We start from the raw sequence: 26,100 nt of genomic DNA on the forward strand, positions 1-26,100 counted from the left end.
CGGAGTATGGCGGTAAGCCCGAGTCTTGGCCGCGAGAAGTCAGTTTCTGAGGCCGAGATGTCAGTTCTTGACCGCGAGACGTCGCTCAATCGACCTCTCGCCGTCAAGGATCGACGCCTCGGCGTCGGATAACGACTTCTCGGGGCGAACTAGGATGCAGGGCGTGAGTTTTCCGCCGTTTCCCGAGCCGCTTCCCGCGCCTGTTGTCGACAACCACACCCATCTGGACATCGTCAGGGGGGACGAGAGCCTCCCGGTCGAGGAGGCGCTCGCTCAGGCGGCGGCGGTGGGCGTGACCAGGGTGGTGCAGATCGGCTGCGACCTGCCCGGTGCGCGCTGGGCGGTGGAGGCGGCTGAGACGTACGACAACATGGTCGCCGGTGTCGCGCTGCACCCCAACGACGCGCCTCGCCAGCCCGACCTCGAGGCCGCGCTGGACGAGATCGAGAAGCTCGCCGGGGCGCACGACAAGGTGCGCGTGGTGGGGGAGACCGGGATGGACTTCTTCCGCACCGACGAGGAAGGTCGCGAGACCCAGGCCTACTCGTTCCGGCGCCACATCGACATGGCCAAGCGGCTCGACAAGACCCTGATGATCCACGACCGCGACGCCCACGAGGCGGTGCTCGAGGTGATCGACAGCGTCGGGCCGCCCGAGCGCTGGGTGATGCACTGCTTCTCCGGCGATGTCGAGTTCGCTCGTCAGTGCCTCGACCGGGGCGCGTACCTCTCCTTCGCCGGCACGGTCACGTTCAAGAACGCGCAGTACCTTCGCGACGCCCTCGCGATCACTCCCCAGGACCGCATCCTGGTCGAGACCGACGCCCCGTTCCTGACGCCCCACCCCCACCGCGGCGCGATCAACTCCAGCTACATGATCCCGGCCACGATGCGGGTGATGGCCGAGGTACGCGGCGAGGACCTCGAGGCGCTCTGCAACGCCGTCAACACCAACACCGAGACGGCCTTCGGCGGCACCTGGTGATGGACCGGCACTGACAGAAGAAGGGCCCGAGGCGATCGCCTCGGGCCCTTCTCGTTGCTGTGATCAGGTCAGGAGACGCTGAGGGTCATCGTGCCCCTGCGCTCGTCCGAGTAGAGCACCTTGATCTTGACGCCGCTGCCGGCCGTCTTGGTGGAGTGCGCCGGGTTGGTCGCGTCGTAGTAGGCCGTCTCCGAGCTGTCGTAGAACGTCGGGACACCCTTACGAGCCGGCACGTCGAGGACCTTGTTCGGAGCGCCGGCGACCTCGTTCTCGAGGTGGAGCGCGTCGGTGCGGTCCACGTCGAAGGTCGAGTCGTAGCCCTGCATGCGGTTGCGCGACAGGGTGCCGTCCGACCACTTCTGGACGCCCACGGAGGCGTCGACGACCAGCGCCTGGCCACCACCCGGGTGCTCGGAGGTGTTGTTGTCGCCGTAAGCGCCGTTCTGGTACCAGACCAGCAGGCCGTCCTGGTAGGCGTAGTGGTCGACCTTGTCAGGCGCGGTGACCCCGTAGCCGAAGTTGTACGGACCCTCGGCCAGCGTCTTGTCGTAGCCCTTGTACTGCCGGTTCTCGGCGATGTAGAAGCGCGGGTACGTCGAGGTGTAGGTGCCGTCGGTGATGCCCATGTACTCCTTGTTGGTCCAGCCGTCGAAGGACGAGAAGTCCGTCGTGTAGGCCGAGCCGACCGAGAGGTCGTCGATCGCGAAGCCGTAGTAGGCGACGCCACCGTCGTTCGCGGTGCGGAAGCGGAGCTTCACGTTCTGACCCGCGTACGCCGCCAGGTCAGCGGTCAGGTCGACGTACTCCTGCGGGTCGTGGTCGGCGCAGTTGCCCTCACAGGTGCTGTCGGAGGTGCCGTGGATGCCGTTGTTGTACTCGGCCGAGGACAGGTTCGTCGCCAGCGGGGTCGACCAGGTCGTGCCGCCGTCGGTGGAGGCCTCCAGGAAGGTGAAGTCGTACTCCGCCTCGAGGTCGTACTTCACCTTGGCCGAGAGCGTGCCGCCCGCGGGGACGGTGATCTCCGGGCTCACTGCGGTGGCGGTGCGGTCGTCGCCCTTGCCGGAGTAGAGGAACGTCTTGCCGGAGGTGCCGGAGCCGACGTCGTGGGTCGTCTGCCCGTCGGGCAGGTTGACCACGAGAGCCTGCGGGGTCTTCGACCCGGTGTCGTGGAAGCTCGGCCCCAGGGTCAGCTTCTTGGACGTACCGGCCTCGACCGTGTCGTAGTTGAGCCAGCCGAGGAAGAGCTTCTCCGGGGCGCCCATGTGGTTGGGGGTGGTGCCGATGGTGCCGTCACCGTGACCGAGCCACGAACCCGAGCTCATCAGGGTCCAGAAGCCGGTGCCGTTCTCGCCGCCCGCGGTGTCGTAGAAGTCCGGCAGACCGAGGTCGTGGCCGAACTCGTGCGCGAAGACGCCCAGGCCGCCGTTCTCGGGCTCGGTGGTGTAGTCGCGGATCCAGATGTCGGTGTTACCGATCTTGACGCCGCCGGCCTTCGGGAAGTTGGCGGGGCCGTCGGAGCCGGACGCGTTGGCGGCCCAGCGGTGCGACCAGATGCTCCACGGGGCGCCGCCGGCCTCCTCGCCGACACCGGAGTGGATCGCCTGGAAGTGGTCGATGTAGCCGTCGGCCTCGTTGAAGTTGCCGTCGCCATCGAGGTCGTAGCGGTCCCAGATGTCGTAGTCCTGGAGGTACGCCGTGATCTCGGCGTCGGTCTTCCCGGCCGCCTTCTGCGCGTCGTACCAGGCGTTGGCGCTGTCCTGGACGTAGTTCTTCATCGCGGCGGCGGTCTCGTCGCCCTTTTCGTTCTGGTAGTAGGACTCCGCGTGCGGAAGCGTCACCCAGTCGCTCACGTCGCCCTGGAGGTCGAAGCGGCCGCTCGACATCTCCTTGTAGACGTTGTGGAAGGACTCGGTGCCCTTCTCCTGGTTGAAGAACATGTCCATGTAGTGCTCGCGCGAGAAGTCCTCCTCCCAGTAGGTGGAGTTGTCGTTCTCAGCGGGCGGCGCGATCTCGTTGTGGAGCGGGCCCGAGGTGTTGTCGGGGAAGGCCGGGTTGCCGCCCTCGCCGAACTCGACCAGGAAGCTCAGCAGCTGGGACTTCTCGGTGGGCTCGTGCTCCACCCAGCGGGCGTTGCTGCCCGAGCCCATCTTGACGACCTCGCTGCCGTTCTTCGTGACCGTCTGCTTCTCGCCCGTGGCGACGGCGGTGGCGGCGTTGGTCTTGAGCTCGCGGCGCTTGGTGTTGAGCGCGTCGGGCTTGTCATCGATCTTCTGCTTCACAGCAGCGGCGGCGGGGGTCCCCGAGTCCTCGACGGCGCTAGCCGACGAGTGGGTCAGGGCCACCGGCGTCACGCCTGCGACCGCAACCGCGGCGAGAACGCTGGTAAGGCGTCTGTTCATCGTTCCTCCGGAGTCTGGTGACATCGCGCACATCTGCCTTACCCGAGAACTGACCGGCGCGACGGGCCATCACGACAGAGATGGCTTCGGAGTACAACACCAAGCAACGGAGTTACCTGTAAAGGATTTGTCGCCTATTGGCCAGCGGGCGCGATAATTCGTGGCGGGATTACGACAGGTGCCCTGATCGGCCCGCTTGACCAGCGATTTCGGCGTGGTGAATCGCACACCTGTCATTCGATGCGACAGGTATTGACAGCGCTCCCTGACCCTCATTTGATGCCGAGATTGCATGCTTGTAATTGCCTGCGGATCGGGCAGGAGACTTGCATTTAACCGACCGTATTTGTTCCGCTGTCCGGCGAGATAGCCGGGATCGGGACAGATCCGGACGGTGTTGGGGGTGGGCCTCAGCGCGTAGATCACCAGATCTCGCAACACCGTTCGCCCGTGCCCGGAGAGCACGAACATCGGAGCATTGTGCCCGTCAGCAGCACCACCTCATGGGTTCGCAACATCGCATCTACTCGCCGCCGTAAGGCCATCCTGGTCGGCGGACTCGCCGCCGCAGTGGTCGCCACAGGCGGCACCGCGTACGGCGTCAAGACCTCCCAGACCGATGTCATCGTCTCGGTCGACGGCAAGGCCAAGGACGTCAGCGTCCACGCCGACACGGTCGGTGAGGTCCTCGAGGCCGAGGGCATCGAGATCGGCGACCGTGACGCGGTTGCTCCATCGGTCGATACCGAGGTCGAGGACGGCAGCGCGATCAGCGTCCGCTACGCCCGTCAGCTGAGCCTCGAGGTCGACGGCAAGGCCCAGGACCACTGGGTCACCGCGACCACCGTCGGCGGCGCTCTCGCCGAGCTCGGCCGCGACTACGACCGGGCAGAGCTCTCCACCAGCCGCGGTGCCTACATCGGCCGCGACGGGATGTCGCTCGACGTCGTCACGCCGAAGACCGTCAAGGTCGCACTGGCGGGGAAGAAGACCAAGAAGGTCAACGTGACCGCGCTGACCGTCGCCGACGCGCTGAAGGACCTCGGTGTCGAGGTCGAGCGCCGGGACAAGGTCTCCCCGGCCTCCGACAAGGCCCTGAAGACCGGTCAGAAGATCGTCTTCACCGACTTCTCCGCCAAGACCCAGAAGGTCGCCCGCGAGAAGGTCGAGGCGCCGGTCGAGGAGCGCGAGGACTCCTCGATGTACGAGGGTGAGACCGAGGTCGTCGAGGAGGGCTCAGACGGGGTCCGTTCGGTGACCTACCGCATCTTCCTCAAGAACGGCGAGACCGTCTCCAGGAAGGTCGTCGAGCAGAACGTGCTCGAGAAGGCCGAGCCGCGCATCGTCAAGGTCGGCACCAAGGAGAAGGAAGCCCCCGCGGCCAACTTCGCCGGTGGCAGCACCGTCTGGGACCAGCTCGCGCAGTGCGAGTCCGGTGGCAACTGGGCGATCAACACCGGCAACGGCTACTACGGCGGGCTGCAGTTCAACCTGCAGACCTGGGAGGCGTACGGCGGCTCCGGTCTCCCGAGCGAGAACAGCCGCGAGACCCAGATCGCGATCGCGACCAAGGTCCGTGACGCCAACGGTGGCTACGGCTCCTGGCCGCACTGCTCGCAGCAGCTCGGTCTGCCGCAGTAAGGCTGTTTCGGCCCTCGGGCCATAGTCTGTACCCATGACCGACCGCACCCCGCCGCGCCTGTTGGGCCCGGCGGAGGTGCGGTCGCTCGCATCAGAGCTCGATCTCCGCCCCACCAAGCAGCGCGGGCAGAACTTCGTCATCGATGCCAACACCGTGCGCCGGATCGTGCGCGAGTCCGGCGTCGGAGCCGATGACGTCGTCGTCGAGGTCGGCCCCGGCCTCGGGTCGCTCACCCTCGCCATCCTCGAGACCGGCGCAAGAGTGACCGCGATCGAGATCGACGAGACCCTGGCGCAGCGGTTGCCGAGAACCATCCAGGAGTACGCCCCCGACCAGGCCGACGCGTTCAGCCTGCTCCGCGCGGACGCTCTCCGGGTCGACTCGGTCCCGGGCCCGCCGCCCACGGCCCTGGTCGCCAACCTGCCCTACAACGTCTCGGTCCCGGTCCTGCTGCACCTGATGTCGCTGCTGCCCTCGCTACGCCACGGCCTGGTGATGGTGCAGGCCGAGGTCGCCGACCGGCTGGCGGCCAAGCCGGGCTCCAAGGTCTACGGCGTCCCCTCGGTCAAGGCCGCCTGGTACGCCGAGGTGCGCCGCGCCGGCGTGATCGGCCGCAACGTCTTCTGGCCGGCGCCCAACGTCGACTCCGGGCTCGTCTACTGGCGTCACCGCGAGCCGCCGTCGACGACGGTCTCGCGCGAAGAGGTCTTCGCGGTCGTCGACGCCGCCTTCGCGCACCGTCGCAAGGCGCTGCGCGGCGTACTCAGGCCTCTGGCCGGCTCTGCCGAGGCGGCCGAGAAGGCGCTGGTCGCGGCCGGGATCGACCCGCTGGCGCGCGGCGAGGCGCTGACCGTCGCGGACTTCGTACGCATCACCGAATCGCTTCAAAAGGTTCCCTCATGACGATCACCGTCCGCGCGGCCGCGAAGTTCAACCTCCACCTCGGCGTCGGGCCGGTCCGTGAGGACGGCTTCCATCCGCTGGCGACCGTCTACCACGCGATCGGGCTCTACGACGACGTCACCGTGAGCGAGGCCGCCGCGTGGCAGGTCTCGCTCACCGGCGAGGACCACATCGCGCTGGGGGAGATCCCGACCGGCGACGACAACATCGTCGTGCGGGCCGGCAAGGCCCTCGCCGCTCACCACGGCATCGACAGGGCCGCGAAGGTCGAGATCCACAAGGGCATCCCGGTCGCCGGCGGCCTCGCGGGTGGGTCGGCCGACGCGGCCGCGACGCTCGTCGCCCTCGACCGCCTGTGGTCGCTGGAGACGCCCGACGAGGACCTGCTGAGCCTGGCAGGGCAGCTGGGCTCCGACGTACCGTTCGCGCTCATCGGTGCCACCGCCATCGGCGGCGGCCGCGGCGAGATCGTCGAGCCGGTCACCGACAACGGTGCCTGGTGGTGGGTCGCGGTCGGCAACGAGCAGGGACTCTCGACGCCGGCGGTCTACCGCGCCTTCGACGAGCACGCCGGGACCGACGTCGGCGACCCGCAGGTGCCCGAGAGCCTGCTCATGGCGCTGGAGAAGGGCGACGCGGAGCTCCTCGCCGAGGCGCTCACCAACGACCTGCAGGCCCCGGCGCTGGCGCTACGCCCTGACCTCGCCCAGACCTTCACCGACGGCGCGGAGGCAGGTGCCCTGGCCGTACAGCTCTCCGGCTCGGGCCCGACCGTCCTGATGCTCTGCCGCGACGCCGCCCACGCCCGCGAGGTCGCCGGAGCGATGCAGGCCAAGGCGTACGACCGCGTCTGGACCGCCCCGGGCCCGGTCGCCGGCGCCCACGTCGTCACCTACTGACCCAACCCGCCGAGGCGTCAGCTACGTCGGCCGAGATGGCAGCTACGTCGGCCGAGATGGCAGCGCTGAGCCATCTCGGCCGACGTGCGTGACGCTTCGGCCGGGTCAGGCGGCGCTGGAGACGACCTCGTCGGAGATCGCCGCGGCGGCGCGGCGCAGATGGCGGGTGATGCTGGCCGCGTTGAACCCGGCGGCGCTGCCGGAGACGGAGACGGCGGCGATGGCGCGGCCCTCGATCATGATCGGGACCGCGGCGCAGACGATGCCGAGCTGGGCCTCCTCGCGGTCGAAGGCGATGCGCTCGCTGTTGGCGCGGCGGAGCTCGGCGAGGAACTTCGCCGGGTCGCCGTGCGAGTGGCGGGTGCGCCTCACCAGGCCGGACTCGAGCACGGCCGCGATGTGGTTGCGGTCGCTGAACGAGAGGATCGCCTTGCCGAGCGCCGAGCAGGCGGCAGGTGCTCGCCCGCCGACGTACGTGTCCGGCTGGATACCACCGCGTCCGGTGATCTTCTCCAGGATGACGATGTCGGTGCCCTCGAGGATGGCGAGGTGGACGGTCTTGCCGGTCGCCACGTAGAGCTCGGCCAGATGCGGCATCGCGGTCTCCCGGATGCCCTGCGGGCGGCAGATCTGCACCGCGTTGCCGAGCTCGAAGAGGCGGCGGCCGAGTACGTAGTGCCGGCCGGTGCGCTCGACGTATCCGCTCTGCTCGAGGTGACGCAGAAGGCGGAAGGCGGTCGACTTGGGAAGCCCCGCGGTGCGAGCGATCTCGCTGACACCGAGCTTGGGGCCGGCTCCGAGAAATGCCTCCAGGATCTGGAGGGCCTTCGTCGCAGACGGGGTCGCCGAAGAGGTCGTCCTCGGGGCACCTTCATGGTCGTGCTGACTAGCCAGGGTGGGGATAGCAGTGACGCTCATGGGGGGATCTCCTTAATTGAGACGGAGGCACCACGAAGGGGGGATCTGGGGCCTCCAACTCTCTGTGACAGCAGTCACTGTAACGATCGTTCCGGAGGTTGTGGAGCAAATGTTGGATAAATCTCATTCCTGACCTGCGGAAATAGGTGACACGACATACAGTTCGATGCGTTTCCGCCCGTTAGCGTCGTAGAACGCCTGTGGACCTACGGTAGTAGGTCAGTGACTGATCTGTGTATGAAACGGCGTAGCCGTGACCAGTCGCGCCAGCAGGTCCGAGGTCGTGGCCGGTGGCATGTCGGCGCTGTCGAGCGCCTCGGCAAAGAGAAGTCCGTCTGCGATCACGAGGAGCAGCGCGGCCATCTCGGCGGCGTGCGCCGGCCCGTCCTCACCCAGGGCTCCACGGAACCAGCCGGCGAAGTCGTCTCGCGACTGGCGGCGTACGGCGAGGAACCGGTCGCGGCCGGGAAGCGGCTCGGGCCGCTTCGGGAGCACCAGCATGAGGCCGATCCGCAGGAACGGGGGCAGCCGGCGCAGGCTGGCCACCAGTGGCCTCAGCTTCAGCGGTAGCTCCGTGGCGCAGTCGCAGTCCGCGGTCGGCGGCTGCCACGAGGATTGGGTGCTGCTCCAGGCGCGGTAGGAGTCGTCCACCGCGGCCGAGAAGAGGTCGTCCTTGTTCGTGAAGTGCCAGTAGACCGAGGAGGCGGGCAGCTCCGCCGTGGCGCAGATCCGGCTGATCGAGGCGCCCTCGTAGCCGCTCTCCGAGGCGACCTCCAGCGCTGCCGCGATGAGCTTCTCGCGGCTGCTGCCCCTTGCCTCGTACGTCACGGGCGGCAGCTCTACAGCCTCGGGGACGACCGCCGGGTCGTGTTTCCGGAGATGGTCCGCGACCTCGGCCAGCCCGTCGGCGAGCCGTTGCCGGAGCGGGTCGAGCTCGGCGTACTCGTCGGTCTGGGCGTGGATGAAGAGACCGTCGTGGGCGGCGAGGGTCAGCCGCGCGAGGGTCTCGATGTGCGAAGCCGGAAGGTCGACCGCCTCGGACCACCACCGCTCGAAGTCGGCCAGCGTCTGGGTGCGGATCTGGAGGAAGCGCTCGCGTGGACCGTCGCCGACCGTCGGCCCGGACTCGAGCGCGAGCATCAGGCCCATCCGCCACCAGTCGGCCTTGGCGCCGTGGGTGTCGGACGTCGTACGCCGCAGGTTGGCCAGCAGCCCCTTGCGCAGGTCGTCGCCCGTCGGTGTCGGCTCCCACCGCGGGGCGATGTCGTTCCAGCGGGTGTAGCCGTGCTCGAGCGCCTCGGCGAGCAGCTGGTCCTTGTTGGAGAAGTGCCAGTAGAGGGACGACGGCGGGAGGCCGGTCGCGCGACGGACAAGCGCCATCGTCGTGCCGACATAGCCACGCTCGGCGGCCAGCCGGAGCGCTGCTTCGAGGATCATCTGACGCGAGCCATGCGTGTGCTCGCGGAGCGTCGTCTTCTCGGCCATTGCACTGAGTCTAAGCAGGTCAGGGGCTCTTCGTCCGCCCCGTGTGCCGCAGGGTGGCCGCCGCGATGCTGGCTGCCTCACCGCCCTCGGGGACAATGGGAGACGATATGGCGAACCTCCTCAACCTCGAGCACGTCTCCAAGGCGTACGGCATCCGTCCCCTCCTCGACGACGTCTCCCTCGGCATCAGTGCCGGTGACCGGATCGGCATCGTCGGCCGCAACGGCGACGGGAAGACGACGCTCCTGCAGGTGATGACCGGTCTGGAGGAGCCAGACTCCGGTCGCGTATCGCGCCAGCGTGGCCTGCTCGTCGGGTTCCTGCACCAGGGTGACCAGCTCATCGACTCCCACAGCGTCCGCGAGGCGGTGCTCGGCGGGCGGTCCGACCACGAGTGGGCCGGCGTCCCCGTGCTCCGTGAGATCGTCGAACAGCTCCTGGCCGGGATCGACCTCGACCGCTCCGTCATGGGTCTCTCCGGTGGCGAGCGCCGTCGCTGCGCCCTGGCCGAGCTGCTCCTCGGGGACCACGACCTGATCGTGCTCGACGAGCCCACCAACCACCTCGACGTCGAGGCCGTGGCCTGGCTCGCCTCACACCTGGCCGCGCGCGCGTCCGCGCTCGTCGTGGTCACCCACGACCGCTGGTTCCTCGACGCGGTGTGCCAGTACACCTGGGAGGTCCACGACGGCCAGGTCGACGCCTACGAGGGTGGCTACGCCGCCTTCGTCCTCGCCAAGGCCGAGCGGTCCCGTCAGGCCGCCGCCACCGAGGTACGCCGCCAGAACCTCGTCCGCAAGGAGCTGGCCTGGCTGCGCCGCGGCGCCCCGGCGCGTACGTCGAAGCCGAAGTTCCGCATCGACGCCGCCAACCAGCTCATCGAGGACGTACCTCCGCCGCGCGACCGCTTCGAGCTGCAGAAGTTCGCCGCCCAACGGCTCGGCAAGGACGTCATCGACGTCGAAGACGTCGATCTCTTCCGCGGCGAGCGGCAGCTGCTGTCACACGCCACCTGGCGCATCGGCCCGGGGGACCGGATCGGCATCGTCGGCGTCAACGGCGCCGGCAAGACCTCGGTGCTGTCGCTGCTGGACGGCTCCCTACCGCCCGCGGTCGGAAAGGTACGCCACGGCCGCACCATCGCTCTCCAGCACCTGACCCAGCAGCTCGACGACCTCGACCCGGAGGCGCGAGTCCTCCCTACCGTCGAGTCGATCAAGCGCGTCACCAAGACGACCGACGGCCAGGAGCTCTCGGCGACCTCGATGCTCGAGCGCTTCGGCTTCACCGGCGACAAGCTGGTCACCCGCATCGGCGACCTCTCCGGCGGCGAGCGCCGCCGCTTCCAGCTGCTGCGCCTGCTGCTCACCGAGCCCAACGTCCTGCTGCTCGACGAGCCGACCAACGACCTCGACATCGATACGCTCAACGTCCTCGAGGACTTCCTCGACGCCTGGCCCGGCACCCTGATCGTCGTCTCCCACGACCGCTACTTCCTCGAGCGCGTCACCGACTCCGTCTGGGCCCTGCTCGGTGATGGCCAGATCTCCATGCTCCCGCGCGGTGTCGACGAGTACCTCGAGCGCCGCCTCCCCATCCCCGCCGAGACGTCGGCCCCGCAGGCCGAGGCGTCACGCGCGTCGGCCGAGACGGCAGCGGGTGGCCAGTCGAAGGCCAAGCCCGGCTCCGCCGACGAGCGAGCGGCGAAGAAGGTCATCGCCAGGATCGACAAGCAGCTCGAGCGGATCGGCGAGCAGCAGCAGAAGCTCGAGCTCGCGATGGCCGAGTCGGTCAACGACTACACCCGCCTCGCCGAGCTCAGCGCGGAGCTGGACCAGCTGTCTGCGGAGAAGGACGACCTCGAGCTGGAATGGCTCGAGGCGGCCGAGGTCCTGGAGTAGCCCCTTCGAGGGAGTGCTGGTCGGCGGCTCGCGCAGCGTGTAACACGTTGTTCGTACGACTACTCGCCCTATCAGAACGACCGGATAGTCCTACGAACAGCGTGTTACACGGCTCGCGGACTCGCGCGGCGGGGCGTTGGTCAGGACGAGAAGGGGACCAGCAGGCGACGCAGGAGGTCGGTGAGCTGGATCTGCTGGTCGCCGGAGAGACCGTCGAGGAACTCCCGCTCGGCTGCGAGCAGCGCCTCGAAGGCGCTGTCGACGGTCGCCTTGCCGTCGGGGGTGAGCCGGACGAGGACACCCCGCCGGTCCGCCGGATCCGGAAGCCGCTCGACCAGCCCGCGGGAGGCGAGCCGGTCGACGCGGTTCGTCATGGTCCCGCTGGTCACCAGGGTCTCGCGCAGCAGCCGGCCGGGGGAGAGCTCGTAGGGGTCGCCCGCTCGACGCAGTGCGGCGAGTACGTCGAACTCCCACGACTCGATCCCGGAACCCGAGAACGCGTCGCGCCGTGCGAGGTCGAGGTGGCGCGAGAGGCGGGAGAGACGCGAGAAGATCTCGACGGGACCCAGGTCCAGGTCGGGCCGCTCGTGTGCCCAGGCCTCGCTCAGGTCGTCGACTTCGTCGCGCATGGCGAGAGCGTAGCCCAAGTTCGCCTCATCGAGAATCTTGACATCGAGACAAGTCGAGGGGACGATCAGAATATCTTGACATCAAGAGACATCGAGAGGACGTACGCCATGACCGCATGGGATCCCGAGCGCTATCTGACCTACTCCGACGAGCGAGGTCGGCCGTTCGTCGATCTCCTTCGCCGGGTCGACGCGGATCGTCCGAAGACCGTGGTCGACCTGGGGTGTGGCCCCGGAAACCTGACCGCCCTCGCGGCCGGTCGCTGGCCGGAGGCCAGGGTCGTCGGTCTCGACTCCAGTGCGCCGATGATCGACAAGGCGCGCGCGACCATCGACGGTGTCGACTTCGCGGTGGCGGACCTTCGTGACTGGGCCGACTCGGTGGTGCCGGGATCGGTCGACGTACTCCTCTCCAACGCCACCCTCCAGTGGGTCCCCGGCCATCTGGACCTGCTCCCTGCGCTCGCCGGCGCGGTCGCGGAGGGCGGCTGGTTCGCCTTTCAGGTTCCGGGCAACTTCGACGAGCCCAGCCATCGGCTCCGCGAGGAGCTGGCCGCCGAGGAGCCGTACGCCGTGCACACCCGTCACCTCGAGGCGCCCGGGTCGCACGACCCGGCCGACTACTACGACGTGCTGGTGCGAGAGGGCTTCGAGGTCGATGCCTGGGAGACGACGTACCTCCACGTGCTGACCGGCGAGGACCCGGTCTTCACCTGGATCGCCGGAACGAGCCTCCGTCCCACGGCTGCCGCACTGGAGAAGGCCGGTCTCTTCGAGTCGTTCGCCGAGGAGCTCAAGAACCGTCTGGCACAGGCCTATCCCGTACGAAACGATTCGGTAGGAAACAGTTTCGTTCTGCTTCCGTTCCGACGCGTCTTCGTGGTCGCCCGCAGACTGGCGGCATGATGCGGATCCATCACGTGCAGGTCGGCATGCCCGCCGGCCACGAGGACATGGCCCGGACCTTCTATGCCGACGGCCTCGGGTTGACCGAGGTGCCGAAGCCGGCCGAGCTGGCCAAGCGCGGTGGCGCCTGGTTCCGCTCGCCGGGCGGCGCGGAGATCCACCTCGGTGTCGAGGATCCGCACCGGCCGCAGGCCAAGGCCCATCCCGCTCTGGCGGTCGAGACCGAGGAGGACCTGGAGGCCACGGGCGCGAGGCTGGCGCGGCTGGGCTTCGACGTCGACTGGAGCCAGCGCCACAACGCCGACGGATTCGAGCGCTTCCATGTCCGCGATCCGTTCGGCAACCGCGTCGAGATCGTGTGGCCAACGGGCAACTAGCACGAACTTCGGTCCCGTGTAGGCGAAAACTGGAATCAACTAAAAAGAACCGTAACGCCGACTGGTCTGGACCGTTGTCCCCCGGGGGATACAACAACGAGCCAGGAATGATGCCAGAAACGATGGAAGGCAAGACTTTGACTGACGACGTGACCGTCCCCCAACCTCGGGACGCGGAGACGACGAGCGTGGTCAATCGAGTCCGCCGGGCTCAGGGCCAGCTCGGTGGCGTGCTCCGCATGATTGAAGACGGCCGCGAGCTCGCCGATGTGGTCGGCCAGCTCAAGGCAGTGACCCGGGCCCTCGACAAGGCGGCTTTCGCGCTGCTCTCCAACGAGCTGCGCCGCGCGCACGCCGACGGAGACCGCCCGGAGCAGATCGAGGAGCTCGAGAAGGTCTTCCTCTCCCTCTCCTGATCTCGGGCCAGGAGAGGGGAGGAGGTTACCCTCGGGTAACCTGACTGCCATGAGCCAGCTCTACGACCTCTGGAAGTCCTTCAACCGTGTCCCGGTTGTCGGCAAGCGAGCATTCTCGGTTGGGTTCGCGAAGAAGGCGCCCTACTTCGGGTCCATCCACCCGCTGGTCAACCAGCTGCGGCCCAACTACGCCGAGGTCATCGTGCCCAACCGCAAGGGCAACCACAACCACATTGGCACCGTTCACGCCATCGCGCTGTGCAACGGTCTCGAGATGGCCATGGGTGCCCTTGCGGAGGTCACCATCCCGCGCGACAAGCGCTGGATCCCCAAGGGGATGACCGTCTCCTACACCGCCAAAGCCTCCACCGACATCACCTGCATTGCGGAGACCGACCAGGAGCAGTGGGACACCGCCGACGGTGACCTCGCGGTGCGCGTCAAGGGCATCCGTGAGGACGGCACCGTGGCCATCGAGGGCACGATCAACCTCTGGGTGACCCCGAAGACCAAAATGTAGAGCCCGAACGCCAATGGCTCGCTGTTTCCTCGGGGCAGCGGGCCATCGCCGTTGGTGCAGCATCGTGCGGTCGCATCGGATCCACTGGCGGGGGCTTCGACCACTACGCCCGGTGCCTGGCGGCGTACGGTCTCTGTCTTACACGAGTCAGGGAGCTGGGCGAGGATGGTGCCGCGGGGGCAAGTCATCGCCCTCGATGCGGCTGAAGCCGTTGATGGTCTTGCGCTTCTTGGCGGTACGCAGTGCGAGCGAGTAGGCGAGGGTGTCCATCTGATCGGCACGTGGAATTCAGTCTCTATCCGGGCCGCGACAACCTCGAGCTGAATCGGCCCCACCGCAGCGAGTGCCGTACGGGGTGACCGCGTGGGACGGCCCGCTTGGTTGGCATGCACGTCGGGGCGAAAGACCTGGACGACGCCTTCCTGGTCGAGACGCTCGACGGCGGCGTCGGGTCGGCATGCTGGCGCATCGTGCATCCGGCAAAGGGGTGGCAAGCCCTCGGAATACTGAGCTAGGTGTGATGCCCAGGCACGTTGGTCGACATCGTGTGACGACACGGTCTGAGGTGTAGATGGACGAAGGCCTCCCGGGTGTGGAGTGCAGTTGTCTAAGGAACCAGTTTCGCCACCTAGGAGGCCTTCGTGTCCCACGCTACCCATGCCAACGATGCTTTGACCCCTCGTGCCCGTGTTCGATTCGGTGATCCGCTCGGCATGGCGGCATCGACCGTCCACGCCGTGCTGGTGCGGTGCCGGATCAACACGCTCACCTTCATCGACCGCGCCACCGGTGAGCCGATCCGCCGCTACGAACACGGACGTCCTGGCGACCTGATCCACGTCGATGTCAAGAAACTCAGGCGTGTGCCCGATGGCGGGGGCTGGCGTTATGTCGGCCGCCAACAACGACTCAAGAACCGCGCCGCTACGCCGGGAATGCCCCGCAACAAGTGGCGCAACCCGCAGCTGGGCACCTGCTACCTGCATACCGTCATCGATGGCCACTCCCGCGTGGCCTACGTCGAAGCCCGCGACGACGAAACCAAGCAGCCCGCGACCGAGGTCCTCAAGAACTCGGTCACCTGGTTCGCCGAACTCGGTGTCACCGTGAGACGAGTACTCAGCGACAACGGCAGCTGCTACCGGCCATACCTGTGGCGCGAGACATGCACCGAGCTGGGCATCACACCGAAGCGAACCCGGCCCTACCGGCCACAGACCAACGGGAAGATCGAGGCCTTCCACCGTACCCTGGCAGAGGGGTGGGCGTTCAAGAAGTTCCACAACTCCGAGTCCGCCCGACTCGTCGCCGCCCTGCCAGGATGGGTCACGAGTACAACCACCACCGGCCCCACTCAGCAATCGGGAAAGCCGCACCCATCACCAGGTTGAACAACCTGGCTGGGCATCACAGCTAGGAGCAACGAACTGCGGACGCGATCTCGGCGGTGTTGGGCGGCACGGTAGACGCATTCGCCCCTAGACGCCTAGCGGCGACGACCCTTCTGGGCGCTGAGCCCTGGTTCACAAAGGAACTCCTGCGCAATTGATGATCGCGCGATCCTCTAGTTTCCTCCTATTTTCTGAGCACTTAGAAGACGTCCCATCTTGGCGATTTGAGACCAATTACGTCATCCGCATAGTAGTATTTAACACATGAAGATAGTTAGGTTCGTCTGCATTTCTTTCATTGCATTGGCTCTGGCCAACGCCCCCGGCATTGGCCAGAAGTCGGCGTCCGCCGCGTGGGGCTCGCCGGCAAACTTCTCCGGGTTCTCGTGGATCACGCCTTCTTCAGCATCGGGTGCTGCGCCAAGCAAGGGAACGGTGTGCAACTACAGCGCTGACGCAAAGGGCTCTACGTCTACTGCATGTTGGCAGCGCAGCGGTGATGTCGTGTGGGTCAAGGACCAGCGAGCCGATGGCCGCTCGGCAATCGCACGAATCAGCGTAATTGTCGGTGGCTCGCGGGACACCAAATTTGTCTGTCGGAACAAGCTCGGCGTCGGCAAATGGGTTAAGTGCACGAAGAACCTTGCGGAGCCCGGCACGATCTTTTTCAAGGCGTGTGCATACGACGCGAAGGCTAATCGAATGAGCACTGACTGCACCGCGGCTCAGTCGGCGGCCCTCGCCGTCTGACAGGAGTTGGCGAATTGCGCCGTCTGGCACCTAACGACGGGTTGCAGGGCGGCGCATTTCGGCGTACGCCACTAATCGCGAGCGGTTGGGTCTAGGTCGCTCAATCGAGAAGGTCTGGGACCTGCCGGTGAGCGGGTTAATGGCGGGCGGCGTTTGAGCGAGAACGTTGCCCGCACTTCCCTGGAGTCCCCTTCGGCCTCGGCTGACGGTTAGCCGTGTCGCGCGAACTTCAGGATGCAATCCCTCGGCCCACTATCTCCACCACGGGTTCTAGAGACCCCGCAACGTGAAGAGGTTGGAAGACGAGGGTGCGGCGGGATGAGTCTGCCGTGCTGACCTTCGTAGTGGGAGAGTATGCGACCAACGAGCCTCGTGGCCTTCCGTTCTGATGGAGATGTCCCGGAGCGGCCACCCGAGGTCGACCGTGCCGTGACCGGCCATTGGGAAGGTGATCAGATCGCCAGTACCTGTAGCGAGTCAGCCATCGTCGCCTTAGCCGAGCGCACCACACAGTCGGTGATGCTCGGACAGCTTCCCAACGGCACAGACCTGTCAATACATCCCGACGGCTCTGAGCACCTTGCGCAGGAACTCAAAGGCAGATCACGCAAAGGCTCGACTGGGACAACCCAGCCGAGCCTTTTGCGTGATCTACTTTCGATCACTCAGGTCATCGGGTGCTCCGAGGACCGTTAGATTCCACCGATGGGAGCGAGCCTCGGTGGCTTTCCATCAGGCGGCACCGCCCGGCATACCGGCAGCCGTGGCGGTCTGAACCGTCGGGTCCTCCGCCGTGCCGACCGGACCAGCGGTGTGTCCCACCCGCCGTGTACGAGCCTCGATCCAGTTGGCGACGAGGCCGAGGATCGTGTTCAGGACGATGTAGATGACTGCCACCACGATCGCTGCGGGAATCAGATTGTGGAAGTTGCCGTCGAGCTGCTTGACCTGGCTGAGCAACTCGCTGTAACCGAGCACGTAGCCCAGTGCGGTGTCCTTCAGCAGCACCACGAGCTGGGCGATGATCGCTGGCAGCATGGAGCGGACCGCCTGCGGCAGCAGGATCGACCGCATCACCTGACCCGGCGTGAGCCCGATGGCGACACCGGCCTCGCCCTGCCCCTTCGGAAGCGCTTGTACGCCGGCGCGGATGATCTCCGCGATGACGGACCCGTTGTAGAGCATCAGGCCGAGGACGACCGCCCAGAAGATGCTGGTCGGCGTGATCCCGAGCGAGGGCTGCATGAAGTAGATGAAGAACATCAGCAGCAGCATCGGGATGGCGCGGAAGAACTCCACGACCGCGCCGCACGGGATGCTGATGAGCTTGATCGGCGAGAGCCGTCCGATCGCGAAGAGGAACCCGAAGGCCAGTGCGAGCACCGAGCCGACCGCGAACGCGCTCAGCGTGCCGATCAGCCCGGGGATCAGCAGGTTGTTCCACACGTCGGCATCGAGGAACGGCGTCCACTTCTCGCTCTCCCACTGGCCGGTCTCCTCGAACTTCGAGTACACCAGCCAGGCGATGAAGCCGAGTGCGGCCAGGGCGACGCCTGAGTAGATCCAGTTGAGGGCCTTGGCGCGAGGGCCGGGAGCGTCGTAGAGAACAGAGGCACTCATCGGATCACCGCGAACTTCTTGGAGGCCCAGCCGGCGAGGAAGCCGACCGGCAGGGTCAGGATCATGAAGCCGATCGAGAAGATGATGAAGATCAGCACGATCTGGTCGGCCTCGTTCTCCATCATCGTCCGCATCTGGCCGGACGCTTCGTTGACGCCCTTGGCGGTGACCACCCCGATCGTGACGGCGACCGTGGTGTTCTTGATCATCGCGATCATGACGCTGGCCAGCGGGTTGAGCACCGATCGTAGCGCCTGCGGGAGGACGATCAGCCGGAGGTTCTGGGAGAAGGTGAGGCCGATCGCCCGAGCTGCCTCGGCCTGGCCGAGCGGCACGGTGTTGATCCCCGAGCGCAAGACCTCACAGACGAACGTCGAGGTGTAGATCGACAGCGCCAGGACCGCGAGCTGGAAGTTCTGCTCGTTGAGCGGAGCGTCTTGGCTCGCGCCCAGCTTGAGCTGGTAGAAGAGCCCGAAGAGGGCAAAGAACATCACCAGCGTCAGCGGCGTGTTGCGGAACGTGTAGACGATCGCTGAGGCGACCCAGCGCAGCACCGGCACCGGGGAGACACGGAAAACGGCCAGTACGACACCGAGTAGGAGCGAAAAGACGCCGCTGAAGACGGCAAGTCTCAGGGTCAGCCCGAACGCTTCGAGGATGGCAGACCCATACTCGGAGAAGAGGTCCATGAGGTCCTTCCAGGTTGATTCACACAGCGTTCATGCACGCCGAGTCGGCGCAATCCGGTCCTCGCTTCGCTGCGGTCCGGTTGCGCCGACTCGGCTTTCGCTGAACGCTCAGTAGCGGTCGACCGCCGGCGGCTCCGGCAGCTCGTAGCCGGACTCACCGAGGTTGTCGTTGAACGCCTTTTCCCAAGCGCCGTCCTCGAAGGACTTCTCGATCAGGTCGTTGATCTTGTCGCGGTCCTCGCTGCCCTTGGGCAGGCCGACGCCGTAGTTCTCCTCGGAGAACGGCTGGCCGACGATCTTGAACTCCCCGGGGAACTCGTTGGCGTAGCCGGCGAGGATGATGTCGTCGGTGGTGAGAGCGTCGATCTGGCCGCCCTGGAGGGCGGTGATGCACTTGCTGTAGGAGTCGAACTCCTGCGGCACGGCGCCGTACTCGTCCTTCACCTTCTGGGCGGAGGTGGAGCCGGTGACCGAGCAGAGCTTCTTGCCCTTGGTGTCCTCCGGACCGGCGATGGAGGTGTCGTCGGCGCGGATCAGGAGGTCCTGGCCGGCGATGTAGTACGGGCCGGCGAAGTCGACCTCGGCCTTGCGCTCGTCGGTGATCGAGTAGGTCGCCAGGATCATGTCGACCGTGCCGTCCTTGAGGAAGGTCTCGCGGTTGGCGGAGACCGCCTCCTTCCACTCGATCTGGTCCTCCTCGTAGCCGAGGCCCTCGGCGATGTAGGTCGCCATGTCGACGTCGAAACCGGAGTAGGTGCCGTCTGCGTTCTTGAAACCGAGACCGGGCTGGTCGAACTTGATACCGATCTTGATCTTGTCGCCGCCGGCGTCAGAGCCGGTGTCGTCGCTGCCACCACAGGCAGCGAGCGAGCCCGTGAGCGCGAGAGCGCCCAGGGTCGCGGCGATCTTCGTGAACTTCATCGTTTCCACCTTCTGGAATTAAGGGTTGGTGCGTTGCAGGGTTCGCGAGCCGACGGCTCACCCGAGACGTACGTTTCAGTGCTTGAGGATCTTGCCGAGGAAGTCCTTGGCGCGCTCGGACTGCGGGTTGTCGAAGAACTCGGCCGGGGTGTTGGACTCGACGATCTGGCCGTCGGCCATGAAGACGACACGGTCGGCGGCGACGCGGGCGAAGCCCATCTCGTGGGTGACCACGATCATGGTCATGCCCTCCTTGGCGAGGCTGACCATGACGTCGAGCACCTCCTTGACCATCTCCGGGTCGAGCGCGGAGGTGGGCTCGTCGAAGAGCATCACCTGCGGCTTCATCGCAAGCGCCCGGGCGATCGCGACGCGCTGCTGCTGACCGCCGGAGAGCTGCGCAGGGTACTTGCTCGCCTGGACGCCCACGCCGACTCGGTCGAGCAGCTTCTTGGCCTCGGCCTCAGCCTCGGCCTTCTTGAGCTTGCGCACCTTCATCGGACCCAGGGTGACGTTCTGCAGGATCGTCTTGTGGGCGAAGAGGTTGAAGCTCTGGAAGACCATCCCGACCTCGGCGCGCAGCTTGGCCAGGCCCCTGCCCTCCGCGGGCAGCTCCTTGCCGTCGAGCTTGATCGTGCCCGAGTCGATCGTCTCGAGCCGGTTGATCGCGCGGCAGAGGGTCGACTTCCCCGAACCCGAGGGCCCGATCACCACGACGACCTCGCCACGCTTGATCTCCATGTTGATGTCCTGGAGCACGTGCAGGTCGCCGTAGTGCTTGTCGACGTGGTCGAGAACCACCAGGGCGTCTCCGGAAGGTGCGCTGGCGGGTTCGGTGTCAAGCACGGTCATGTCGCAGACCTAACCACATCCTGCATTGCACATCCATGACTTGGTCCCCGGGATCGGTTACAACCAGATAACCAACAAGATTCGGTACGCCCGCAGCGTCCGTCGTCCGCGCTGGATTCCTCAGCGCGGCCCCTGCGGTCGTACGCTTGAAGGCGCTATGACTACGTCGATCGCCTCTGGCTCCGCTTCGGCGGTGCGCACCTACGAAGTCCGCACCTACGGGTGCCAGATGAACGTCCACGACTCCGAGCGCCTCTCGGGGTTGCTGGAGGATGCGGGCTATCGCAAGGCGACCGAGGGCGCCCAGGCGGACGTGGTCGTCTTCAACACCTGCGCCGTCCGGGAGAACGCCGACAACAAGCTCTACGGCAACCTCTCCCACCTGGCCCCGATCAAGCAGGCCAACCCGGACCTCCAGATCGCCGTCGGCGGCTGCCTCGCGCAGAAGGACCGGGCGACGATCACCGAGAAGGCGCCGTACGTCGACGTGGTGTTCGGGACGCACAACATCGGCTCGCTCCCGGTGCTGCTGGAGCGTGCCCGGGTGCAGGAGGAGGCCCAGGTCGAGATCCTGGAGTCCCTCGAGGTCTTCCCGTCCACGCTGCCGACCAAGCGCGAGTCGGCCTACGCCGCGTGGGTGTCGGTGAGCGTGGGCTGCAACAACACCTGCACCTTCTGCATCGTCCCGAGCCTGCGCGGCAAGGAGAAGGACCGGCGACCGGGCGAGATCCTCGCCGAGATCGAGGCGCTCGTCGCCGAGGGCGTCACCGAGGTGACCCTGCTGGGCCAGAACGTCAACGCCTACGGCGTCGAGTTCGGCGACCGGCAGGCCTTCTCGAAGCTGCTGCGCGCGTGCGGCGAGATCGAGGGGCTGGAGCGGGTCCGGTTCACCAGCCCGCACCCGGCCGAGTTCACCGACGACGTCATCGAGGCGATGGCCGAGACGCCCAACGTGATGCCGTCGCTGCACATGCCGCTGCAGTCCGGCTCCGACCGCGTCCTCAAGGCGATGCGCCGCTCCTACCGGTCGACCAAGTTCCTCGGCATCATCGAGCGCGTCCGCGCGGCGATCCCGAATGCGGCGATCACCACCGACATCATCGTCGGCTTCCCGGGGGAGACCGAGGAGGACTTCCAGGCCACCCTCGACGTGGTCCGCGAGTCGCGCTTCGCCTCCGCCTTCACGTTCCAGTACTCCAAGCGTCCCGGCACCCCCGCAGCCGACCTCCCCGACCAGATCTCTCCCGCGGTCGTCAAGGACCGCTACGGCCGACTCGTCGACCTCGTCAACGAGATCGCCTACGAGGAGAACAAGAAGAACGTCGGACGTACGCTCGAGCTGATGGTCGCCGAGGGCGAGGGCCGCAAGGACGCCGAGACCCACCGGCTCTCCGGTCGCGCTCCCGACAACCGGCTGGTCCACTTCAATGCGGCCGGAGCCGAGGGCGTACGTCCTGGCGACATGGTGAAGGTCGAGGTCACCTACGCGGCCCCGCACCACCTGGTGGCCGACAACCCCGTGATCGAGGTACGCCGCACTCGTTCCGGCGACGCCTGGGAGGCGCGCCAGGGCCGGCCCGAGCCCGAGGCCGCTTCGGTCGGGCTGGGCATGCCGTCGGTCGGGGTGCCCGCTCCGCTGCCGGCTGCGCCGGCGTGCGGCTGATCGTGCGGCGTCACGTTACTCGAACAGCAAATTCTCCGTAACTCCGTTCCCCCGAGGGTATTTCTGCCCTAGCCTGAGGCAACTTGTCTCAGGAAGGGATACCCCCATGTCGATTCCCAAGCTGGTCAACAGAGCAGCGGCGATGGGCGCACTCGGTGTTCTCGTGGCATCAGGCCTGGCAGCCGCGGCCCCCGCGGGCGCGATGCAGGCGTCCGCAGGAGGAGATGCCTGCTTCGACCCGCACGAGGTCGGCGCCGCCCGCGTCGCCGAGGGTGCCAAGCAGGTCCGCGACACGAACCATCTGACCGCGAAGCAGGCCGAGGCCAAGGAGAAGGCGCTCTCCAGCGCCCTGGCCGCGCAGGGGAAGAAGGGCGGCACCGCCAACCTCGCCGCGACGACCATCCCGACCTACATCCACGTCATCCAGGAGAACGCCACCACCGGCGTCGTTCCGCAGGCGAACATCGACGCCCAGATCGACGTGCTCAACGCGGCGTACGCCGGCACGCCGTTCTCCTTCGAGGTGGCCGGCCAGGAGACCACGATCAACCCGGCCTGGTACCCGATCATCTCCGGCTCGACCGGCGAGCGGGACATGAAGGCGGCCCTGCGCCAGGGCGGCGACAACGCGCTCAACGTCTACATCGGCGAGATCGACGACGGCCTGCTCGGCTGGGCGACCTTCCCGACCAAGAACATCGGCTCGCAGGACGGTGTGGTCATCCTCGGCGAGTCGCTGCCGGGTGGCTCGGCGGCCCCGTACGACGAGGGCGACACGGCCACCCACGAGGTCGGCCACTGGCTGCACCTCTACCACACCTTCCAGGGTGGCTGTCGTGGGAAGGGCGACCAGGTCGCCGACACCCCGGCCGAGGCCGCGCCGGCGTTCGGCTGCCCGGAGGGCTCTGACACCTGCACGGCGCCGGGCCTCGACCCGATCCACAACTTCATGGACTACACCGAGGACGCGTGCATGGACGAGTTCACGCCGGGTCAGGTGCAGCGCATGATCGACGGATGGGTGGCGTACCGCGCCTGATCGTTGCTCGACGATCTCCTCGTGAGATCTCTGTGAAATGCGCCGAGCGCCGGGTCCCTTGCGGGCCCGGCGCTCGATCCGTGTGATCAGCAGAGCTGAATCAGTACTGCGACTGGCTCTGCTCGCCGCCGAAGCCGCCCTCGTTCGAGCCCTCGTCGGAGCCGTAGGAGGAGCCCTCGGACTGCTCCTGGCCGCCGCCGAAGCCGCCCTCGTTGGACTGCTCCTGGCCGCCGCCGAAGCCACCCTCGCTCTGGCCACCCTCGGAGCCGTAGGACGAGCCGCCCTCGTTGGACTCCTGGCCGCCGAAGCCGCCCTCGGACTGCTCGCCGCCACCGTAGGAGCTGCCCTCGTTGGACTGCTCACCGTAGGAGGAGCCGCCCTCGTTCGAGCCCTCGTCGGAGCCGTAGGAGGAGCCCTCGGACTGCTCCTGGCCGCCGCCGAAGCCACCCTCGTTCGACTGCTCGCTGCCGAAGCCGCCCTCGCTCTGGCCGCCCTCCCGGCCGCCGAAGCCACCCTCGCTCTGGCCACCCTCGGAGCCGTAGGAGGAGCCCTCGTTGGACTCCTGGCCGCCGAAGCCGCCCTCCTGGCCGCCGAAGCCACCCTCGCTCTGGCTACCCTCGGAGCCGTAGGACGAGCCGCCCTCGTTGGACTCCTGGCCGCCGAAGCCGCCCTCCTGGCCGTAGTTCTGCTGCTCGTCGCTGTTGCCGTAGTTCTCAGACATATTGGTCCACACTTCCGAGTAGTTGTGATTGGACCGGAATCGAACGTGCATCGCACGTCCGCCCCCCGGCTGCCTCATTCGTGAGACGAGAATGAGACGGTCTAGACCGTTCCATGTGACGGCACAAGTCGCAACAGGTTCGTAACAGTGTTTCGAAAGTCGATACGTAAAAAGTCAGCTGGGTGTAACGCGACGTAAACGCGAGGCGGGGAGCAATCCGGTGTGGGTCGCTCCCCGCCTCGTGGCGTGTGGAGGGCTCAGTTGCCGCCGTCCAGCTTCTCTGCTTCGCTCTTGGCGGTCTCGACGCCCTGATCGATCTGGTCGCTGAACTTGCCACCGGTCTTCTCGTCGGCGAACTCGCCGGCCTTGTCCAGGCCCTCGCCGACCTTGTCGGCGCCAACCTTGTCGATGCCCTGCTGGGCGAGGTCCTTTGCCTTGTCCAAGAAGCTCATGCTTCCCCCTCTTGATCGGTGGCTCCCCGTATGAGCCAGCTAGCGGCCACACTAACCACATGGAGTACGACAGCAACAGGGGGACACGCGACCCGAATAGTTCACATGAGCTACACGGGTCGGGATCTTTTACCCGGTCCACCACCCCGATCGTGGCCGTCGTCGGCGCCACCGCAGCGGGGAAGACGTCACTCTCCCTCGACCTCGCCGAGACCCTCGGTGGCGAGATCATCAACACCGACGCGATGCAGGTCTACCGCGGGATGGACATCGGTACGGCGAAGCTTCCGGTCGCGGAGCGGCGCGGGATCCCGCACCATCTGCTCGACCTCCTCGACATCGCCGAACCGGCCTCGGTCGCCGACTTCCAGGCGCTGGCGCGCGAGGAGATCGCGACGCTCCGGAAGGCTGGGAAGACACCCGTGCTGGTCGGCGGTAGCGCCCTCTACACGCGCGCGATCCTGGACCGGTTCGAGTTCCCAGGGACCTCGGAGGAGGTGCGCGAGCGTCTGGAGAAGGAGCTCGAAACCGCAGGTGAGAAGGCACTTCACGACCGCCTGCGAGCTCTCGACCCGGTCGCGGCCGAGCGGATCGAGATCGACAACGGGCGTCGCGTCGTACGCGCTCTGGAGGTCATCGAGCTGACCGGTGAGCCGTTCAGCGCACGACTGCCCGAGCAGGTCTACCACGACCCGGCCTCCATCCAGATCGGCGTCGACATCTCCCGGGAAGCACTGGACGTACGCATCCGGCAGCGGGTCTCGGAGATGTTCGAGTCCGGTTTCGTCGACGAGGTGGCCCGGCTCCTGGAGGCCGGTCTGGGACAGTCGCGGACCGCGTCGAAGGCGATCGGCTACAAGGAGGTCGCCGCCTACCTCGCGGGGGAGACGACGCTGGAGGAGGCCATGGAGCGAACGGCCATCAAGACCCGCCAGTTCGCCCGGCGCCAGGACGCCTGGTTCCGCAAGGATCCGCGGGTCGTGTGGGTCTCATATGATGATCCGGCCCGCCTCGACAAGGCCGTCGCGGCGGTGCGGGGGATGGGGTTGTGACCGAGAACGTACGTGACCGCCTGCGGGAGCTCTTGGACGCGGTCCTCGACGGCGCCGACGACGGCGAGCCGCGCACGCTGGCGCAGATGGCCGGCGACGCCTACACCTCGCCCTACCACTTCAACCGGCTGCTCTCCCGGGGCGCGGGCGAGCCGCCGGTGGCGATGCGGCGCCGGGTCATGCTGGAGCGCGCCGCGTGGCAACTGCAGCACGGTGGCACGGTGACCGATGCCGCCTGGGCCGCCGGCTACGAGTCCGTGGAGGGGTTCTCGAGGGCCTATGCGAAGGCCTTCGGGCACCCGCCGAGCACGACCGCGGTCAGCCACTGGCTGCCGGCGCCGAACGGGATCCACTTCCATCCGCCGGAGTCGCTGTGGGTGGACTCCCAGGAGCGAGTGCTCGCTCCGCTGACCGAGCAGCTCGTCATGCACGACCTCGACGACACCAGAGCGCTGCTCGACCTCGCCAAGGGCCTGCCCGCGGAGGTGCTCACAGAGGTGCTGCTGGCCGGCCACGAGGTGCTGGAGTGGGACGGCCCGGAGGAGTCGCTCGCGCAGGTCCTGGAGGCGACGGTCTGGGCCAAGGAGTGCTGGGTCGCCTCCATCGAGGGGCTCTCGATGCCGGTCCGGAGCAGCTTCGAATCGGTCGTCGCACTGATCGAGCGGCACGAGGCCGTGGCGGCGCGATGGCTGGCGGTCGTACGCGACATCGAGCGCCGCGGCGCCTGGGAGGACCGGCTCATCGACGCCCTGTGCGAGCCGCCGGAGAGCTTCCAGATCGGGTCGGTGGTCGCCCACGTCCTGACGTACGCAGCCCATCGGCGTCTGCTGGCCCGGATGATGCTCCGGATGGCCGGCGTGGAGGTCGACCGCGGCGACCCGATCGAGTGGCTGCGGGCCCGCCGGGGCGAGGTGCCGTCGGTCTGAGCTGGGGCGAAATGATTCGGCCGCCCGCGCGGCCGCCTCGTACT

The 26,100-nt window shown here is 67.1% G+C and carries 25 protein-coding genes and 3 pseudogenes; 16 read left to right on the top strand and 12 right to left on the bottom strand.

From position 1 onward, the window contains the following. Positions 1-154 precede the first annotated feature (154 nt). Positions 155-985 (top strand): TatD family hydrolase, encoded by an 831-nt coding sequence (locus tag ABTW65_RS20815; RefSeq protein WP_350663586.1) that lies wholly within the window; start codon positions 155-157, stop codon positions 983-985. 68 nt (positions 986-1,053) lie between these two features. Here ABTW65_RS20815 and ABTW65_RS20820 read toward each other — a convergent pair whose 3' ends face one another. Both ABTW65_RS20820 and ABTW65_RS20825 read right to left on the bottom strand, forming a co-directional pair. Next, on the bottom strand, positions 1,054-3,384 hold the full coding sequence (locus ABTW65_RS20820; RefSeq protein ID WP_350663588.1) for an immune inhibitor A domain-containing protein: 2,331 nt from the start codon (positions 3,382-3,384) through the stop codon (positions 1,054-1,056). A 69-nt stretch (positions 3,385-3,453) separates the two neighbouring features. Next, positions 3,454-3,855 carry a hypothetical protein gene (locus tag ABTW65_RS20825; RefSeq protein ID WP_350663590.1) on the bottom strand — a complete coding sequence of 134 codons (402 nt, stop codon included), beginning with the start codon at positions 3,853-3,855 and terminating at the stop codon, positions 3,454-3,456. A 9-nt stretch (positions 3,856-3,864) separates the two neighbouring features. Between ABTW65_RS20825 and ABTW65_RS20830 the strand changes: the two genes are divergently transcribed. From ABTW65_RS20830 to ABTW65_RS20840, 3 genes are read left to right on the top strand one after another with little or no spacing between them, the layout of a single operon-like run. Further along, positions 3,865-5,025, top strand: a complete 1,161-nt coding sequence (locus tag ABTW65_RS20830) for a resuscitation-promoting factor (RefSeq protein WP_350663591.1) — start codon at positions 3,865-3,867, stop codon at positions 5,023-5,025. A 34-nt stretch (positions 5,026-5,059) separates the two neighbouring features. Beyond that, positions 5,060-5,929, top strand: a complete 870-nt coding sequence (gene rsmA / locus ABTW65_RS20835) for a 16S rRNA (adenine(1518)-N(6)/adenine(1519)-N(6))-dimethyltransferase RsmA (RefSeq protein WP_350663593.1) — start codon at positions 5,060-5,062, stop codon at positions 5,927-5,929. Beyond that, complete coding sequence (locus ABTW65_RS20840) at positions 5,926-6,828, top strand: 4-(cytidine 5'-diphospho)-2-C-methyl-D-erythritol kinase (protein WP_350663596.1); 903 nt, start codon at positions 5,926-5,928, stop codon at positions 6,826-6,828. Before rsmA ends, ABTW65_RS20840 begins: the two co-directional genes overlap by 4 nt. A 105-nt stretch (positions 6,829-6,933) precedes the next feature. Here the strand turns inward: ABTW65_RS20840 and ABTW65_RS20845 are convergent, their stop codons facing one another. Together ABTW65_RS20845 and ABTW65_RS20850 are read right to left on the bottom strand one after the other, a co-directional pair. Then, complete coding sequence (locus ABTW65_RS20845; RefSeq protein ID WP_160158759.1) at positions 6,934-7,746, bottom strand: IclR family transcriptional regulator; 813 nt, start codon at positions 7,744-7,746, stop codon at positions 6,934-6,936. 219 nt (positions 7,747-7,965) lie between these two features. Further along, complete coding sequence (locus ABTW65_RS20850) at positions 7,966-9,231, bottom strand: TetR/AcrR family transcriptional regulator (protein ID WP_350663598.1); 1,266 nt, start codon at positions 9,229-9,231, stop codon at positions 7,966-7,968. 107 nt (positions 9,232-9,338) lie between these two features. On the opposite strand from ABTW65_RS20850, the gene ABTW65_RS20855 reads away from it, so the two are divergent. Next, positions 9,339-11,132 (top strand): ATP-binding cassette domain-containing protein, encoded by a 1,794-nt coding sequence (locus tag ABTW65_RS20855; RefSeq protein ID WP_350663600.1) that lies wholly within the window; start codon positions 9,339-9,341, stop codon positions 11,130-11,132. A gap of 140 nt (positions 11,133-11,272) precedes the next feature. On the opposite strand, the gene ABTW65_RS20860 is transcribed toward ABTW65_RS20855, so the two are convergent. Then, entirely contained in the window at positions 11,273-11,761 is a 489-nt protein-coding gene (locus tag ABTW65_RS20860) for a MarR family winged helix-turn-helix transcriptional regulator (RefSeq protein WP_350663602.1), read from the bottom strand. 108 nt (positions 11,762-11,869) lie between these two features. Between ABTW65_RS20860 and ABTW65_RS20865 the strand changes: the two genes are divergently transcribed. The 4 genes from ABTW65_RS20865 (at position 11,870) to ABTW65_RS20880 (ending at position 13,980) form a co-directional block, all read left to right on the top strand. Continuing rightward, entirely contained in the window at positions 11,870-12,667 is a 798-nt protein-coding gene (locus ABTW65_RS20865; protein WP_350663603.1) for a methyltransferase domain-containing protein, read from the top strand. Then, the gene (locus tag ABTW65_RS20870) at positions 12,664-13,044 is read left to right on the top strand and encodes a VOC family protein (RefSeq protein WP_350663605.1); all 381 of its coding nucleotides are present in this window, start codon (positions 12,664-12,666) and stop codon (positions 13,042-13,044) included. The genes ABTW65_RS20865 and ABTW65_RS20870 overlap by 4 nt, the downstream gene beginning before the upstream one ends. Positions 13,045-13,193: 149 nt before the next feature. Beyond that, positions 13,194-13,460 (top strand): metal-sensitive transcriptional regulator, encoded by a 267-nt coding sequence (locus tag ABTW65_RS20875; RefSeq protein WP_008362591.1) that lies wholly within the window; start codon positions 13,194-13,196, stop codon positions 13,458-13,460. A gap of 49 nt (positions 13,461-13,509) precedes the next feature. Beyond that, on the top strand, positions 13,510-13,980 hold the full coding sequence (locus ABTW65_RS20880; protein ID WP_350663606.1) for a hotdog fold domain-containing protein: 471 nt from the start codon (positions 13,510-13,512) through the stop codon (positions 13,978-13,980). Between the two features lie 248 nt (positions 13,981-14,228). On the opposite strand, the pseudogene ABTW65_RS20885 reads toward ABTW65_RS20880, so the two are convergent. Next, a pseudogene (locus ABTW65_RS20885) lies at positions 14,229-14,639 on the bottom strand (hypothetical protein); the annotation flags it as partial. A gap of 30 nt (positions 14,640-14,669) precedes the next feature. Between ABTW65_RS20885 and ABTW65_RS20890 the strand changes: the two are divergent. The 3 genes and pseudogenes from ABTW65_RS20890 to ABTW65_RS20900 all read left to right on the top strand — a co-directional run. Further along, positions 14,670-15,397, top strand: a pseudogene (locus ABTW65_RS20890) (integrase core domain-containing protein); the annotation flags it as partial. A gap of 238 nt (positions 15,398-15,635) precedes the next feature. Beyond that, positions 15,636-16,121 (top strand): hypothetical protein, encoded by a 486-nt coding sequence (locus tag ABTW65_RS20895; RefSeq protein ID WP_350663609.1) that lies wholly within the window; start codon positions 15,636-15,638, stop codon positions 16,119-16,121. A gap of 396 nt (positions 16,122-16,517) precedes the next feature. Beyond that, positions 16,518-16,664 (top strand): annotated as a pseudogene (locus ABTW65_RS20900) (IS30 family transposase); the annotation flags it as partial. Between the two features lie 189 nt (positions 16,665-16,853). Here ABTW65_RS20900 and ABTW65_RS20905 read toward each other — a convergent pair. The 4 genes from ABTW65_RS20905 to ABTW65_RS20920 form a co-directional block, all read right to left on the bottom strand. Continuing rightward, positions 16,854-17,741: an amino acid ABC transporter permease gene (locus ABTW65_RS20905; RefSeq protein WP_350663611.1), complete on the bottom strand. Its 888-nt coding sequence runs from the start codon at positions 17,739-17,741 to the stop codon at positions 16,854-16,856. Beyond that, positions 17,738-18,430 carry an amino acid ABC transporter permease gene (locus ABTW65_RS20910; RefSeq protein WP_350663613.1) on the bottom strand — a complete coding sequence of 231 codons (693 nt, stop codon included), beginning with the start codon at positions 18,428-18,430 and terminating at the stop codon, positions 17,738-17,740. Before ABTW65_RS20910 ends, ABTW65_RS20905 begins: the two co-directional genes overlap by 4 nt. Positions 18,431-18,538: 108 nt before the next feature. Then, positions 18,539-19,351 (bottom strand): glutamate ABC transporter substrate-binding protein, encoded by an 813-nt coding sequence (locus tag ABTW65_RS20915; RefSeq protein ID WP_350663615.1) that lies wholly within the window; start codon positions 19,349-19,351, stop codon positions 18,539-18,541. 75 nt (positions 19,352-19,426) lie between these two features. Continuing rightward, positions 19,427-20,203 (bottom strand): amino acid ABC transporter ATP-binding protein, encoded by a 777-nt coding sequence (locus ABTW65_RS20920; RefSeq protein WP_502890632.1) that lies wholly within the window; start codon positions 20,201-20,203, stop codon positions 19,427-19,429. 157 nt (positions 20,204-20,360) lie between these two features. Here ABTW65_RS20920 and miaB point away from each other — a divergent pair, with 157 nt between their 5' ends. After that, a complete protein-coding gene (gene miaB, locus ABTW65_RS20925) occupies positions 20,361-21,866 on the top strand; it encodes a tRNA (N6-isopentenyl adenosine(37)-C2)-methylthiotransferase MiaB (protein ID WP_350663617.1) in 1,506 nt (501 codons plus the stop codon). 106 nt (positions 21,867-21,972) lie between these two features. Further along, positions 21,973-22,905 (top strand): zinc metalloprotease, encoded by a 933-nt coding sequence (locus tag ABTW65_RS20930; RefSeq protein WP_350663619.1) that lies wholly within the window; start codon positions 21,973-21,975, stop codon positions 22,903-22,905. Between the two features lie 100 nt (positions 22,906-23,005). Here ABTW65_RS20930 and ABTW65_RS20935 read toward each other — a convergent pair whose 3' ends face one another. Further along, positions 23,006-23,626 carry a hypothetical protein gene (locus ABTW65_RS20935; RefSeq protein ID WP_350663621.1) on the bottom strand — a complete coding sequence of 207 codons (621 nt, stop codon included), beginning with the start codon at positions 23,624-23,626 and terminating at the stop codon, positions 23,006-23,008. Positions 23,627-23,883: 257 nt separating this feature from the next. Then, complete coding sequence (locus ABTW65_RS20940; RefSeq protein WP_350663624.1) at positions 23,884-24,078, bottom strand: antitoxin; 195 nt, start codon at positions 24,076-24,078, stop codon at positions 23,884-23,886. 152 nt (positions 24,079-24,230) lie between these two features. Here ABTW65_RS20940 and miaA point away from each other — a divergent pair, with 152 nt between their 5' ends. After that, positions 24,231-25,130, top strand: coding sequence for a tRNA (adenosine(37)-N6)-dimethylallyltransferase MiaA (gene miaA / locus ABTW65_RS20945; protein ID WP_350663626.1), 900 nt, complete (start codon positions 24,231-24,233; stop codon positions 25,128-25,130). Further along, the gene (locus ABTW65_RS20950; RefSeq protein ID WP_350663628.1) at positions 25,127-26,056 is read left to right on the top strand and encodes a helix-turn-helix domain-containing protein; all 930 of its coding nucleotides are present in this window, start codon (positions 25,127-25,129) and stop codon (positions 26,054-26,056) included. The genes miaA and ABTW65_RS20950 overlap by 4 nt, the downstream gene beginning before the upstream one ends. Positions 26,057-26,100 lie beyond the last annotated feature (44 nt).

The organism is Nocardioides sp. NPDC127503 (assembly GCF_040302165.1).
In the GTDB taxonomy this organism is placed as follows: domain Bacteria; phylum Actinomycetota; class Actinomycetes; order Propionibacteriales; family Nocardioidaceae; genus Nocardioides.

Excerpts from the sequence above, each read along its gene's own strand:
- ABTW65_RS20815 (WP_350663586.1), top strand. The coding sequence starts at position 155 with ATGCAGGGCGTGAGTTTTCCGCCGTTTCCCGAGCCGCTTCCCGCGCCT.
- ABTW65_RS20820 (WP_350663588.1), bottom strand. The coding sequence starts at position 3,384 with ATGAACAGACGCCTTACCAGCGTTCTCGCCGCGGTTGCGGTCGCAGGC.
- ABTW65_RS20825 (WP_350663590.1), bottom strand. The coding sequence starts at position 3,855 with ATGTTCGTGCTCTCCGGGCACGGGCGAACGGTGTTGCGAGATCTGGTG.
- rsmA (WP_350663593.1), top strand. The coding sequence starts at position 5,060 with ATGACCGACCGCACCCCGCCGCGCCTGTTGGGCCCGGCGGAGGTGCGG.
- ABTW65_RS20840 (WP_350663596.1), top strand. The coding sequence starts at position 5,926 with ATGACGATCACCGTCCGCGCGGCCGCGAAGTTCAACCTCCACCTCGGC.
- ABTW65_RS20845 (WP_160158759.1), bottom strand. The coding sequence starts at position 7,746 with ATGAGCGTCACTGCTATCCCCACCCTGGCTAGTCAGCACGACCATGAA.
- ABTW65_RS20850 (WP_350663598.1), bottom strand. The coding sequence starts at position 9,231 with ATGGCCGAGAAGACGACGCTCCGCGAGCACACGCATGGCTCGCGTCAG.
- ABTW65_RS20855 (WP_350663600.1), top strand. The coding sequence starts at position 9,339 with ATGGCGAACCTCCTCAACCTCGAGCACGTCTCCAAGGCGTACGGCATC.
- ABTW65_RS20860 (WP_350663602.1), bottom strand. The coding sequence starts at position 11,761 with ATGCGCGACGAAGTCGACGACCTGAGCGAGGCCTGGGCACACGAGCGG.
- ABTW65_RS20865 (WP_350663603.1), top strand. The coding sequence starts at position 11,870 with ATGACCGCATGGGATCCCGAGCGCTATCTGACCTACTCCGACGAGCGA.
- ABTW65_RS20870 (WP_350663605.1), top strand. The coding sequence starts at position 12,664 with ATGATGCGGATCCATCACGTGCAGGTCGGCATGCCCGCCGGCCACGAG.
- ABTW65_RS20880 (WP_350663606.1), top strand. The coding sequence starts at position 13,510 with ATGAGCCAGCTCTACGACCTCTGGAAGTCCTTCAACCGTGTCCCGGTT.
- ABTW65_RS20895 (WP_350663609.1), top strand. The coding sequence starts at position 15,636 with ATGAAGATAGTTAGGTTCGTCTGCATTTCTTTCATTGCATTGGCTCTG.
- ABTW65_RS20905 (WP_350663611.1), bottom strand. The coding sequence starts at position 17,741 with ATGAGTGCCTCTGTTCTCTACGACGCTCCCGGCCCTCGCGCCAAGGCC.
- ABTW65_RS20910 (WP_350663613.1), bottom strand. The coding sequence starts at position 18,430 with ATGGACCTCTTCTCCGAGTATGGGTCTGCCATCCTCGAAGCGTTCGGG.
- ABTW65_RS20915 (WP_350663615.1), bottom strand. The coding sequence starts at position 19,351 with ATGAAGTTCACGAAGATCGCCGCGACCCTGGGCGCTCTCGCGCTCACG.
- ABTW65_RS20920 (WP_502890632.1), bottom strand. The coding sequence starts at position 20,203 with ATGACCGTGCTTGACACCGAACCCGCCAGCGCACCTTCCGGAGACGCC.
- miaB (WP_350663617.1), top strand. The coding sequence starts at position 20,361 with ATGACTACGTCGATCGCCTCTGGCTCCGCTTCGGCGGTGCGCACCTAC.
- ABTW65_RS20930 (WP_350663619.1), top strand. The coding sequence starts at position 21,973 with ATGTCGATTCCCAAGCTGGTCAACAGAGCAGCGGCGATGGGCGCACTC.
- ABTW65_RS20935 (WP_350663621.1), bottom strand. The coding sequence starts at position 23,626 with ATGTCTGAGAACTACGGCAACAGCGACGAGCAGCAGAACTACGGCCAG.
- ABTW65_RS20940 (WP_350663624.1), bottom strand. The coding sequence starts at position 24,078 with ATGAGCTTCTTGGACAAGGCAAAGGACCTCGCCCAGCAGGGCATCGAC.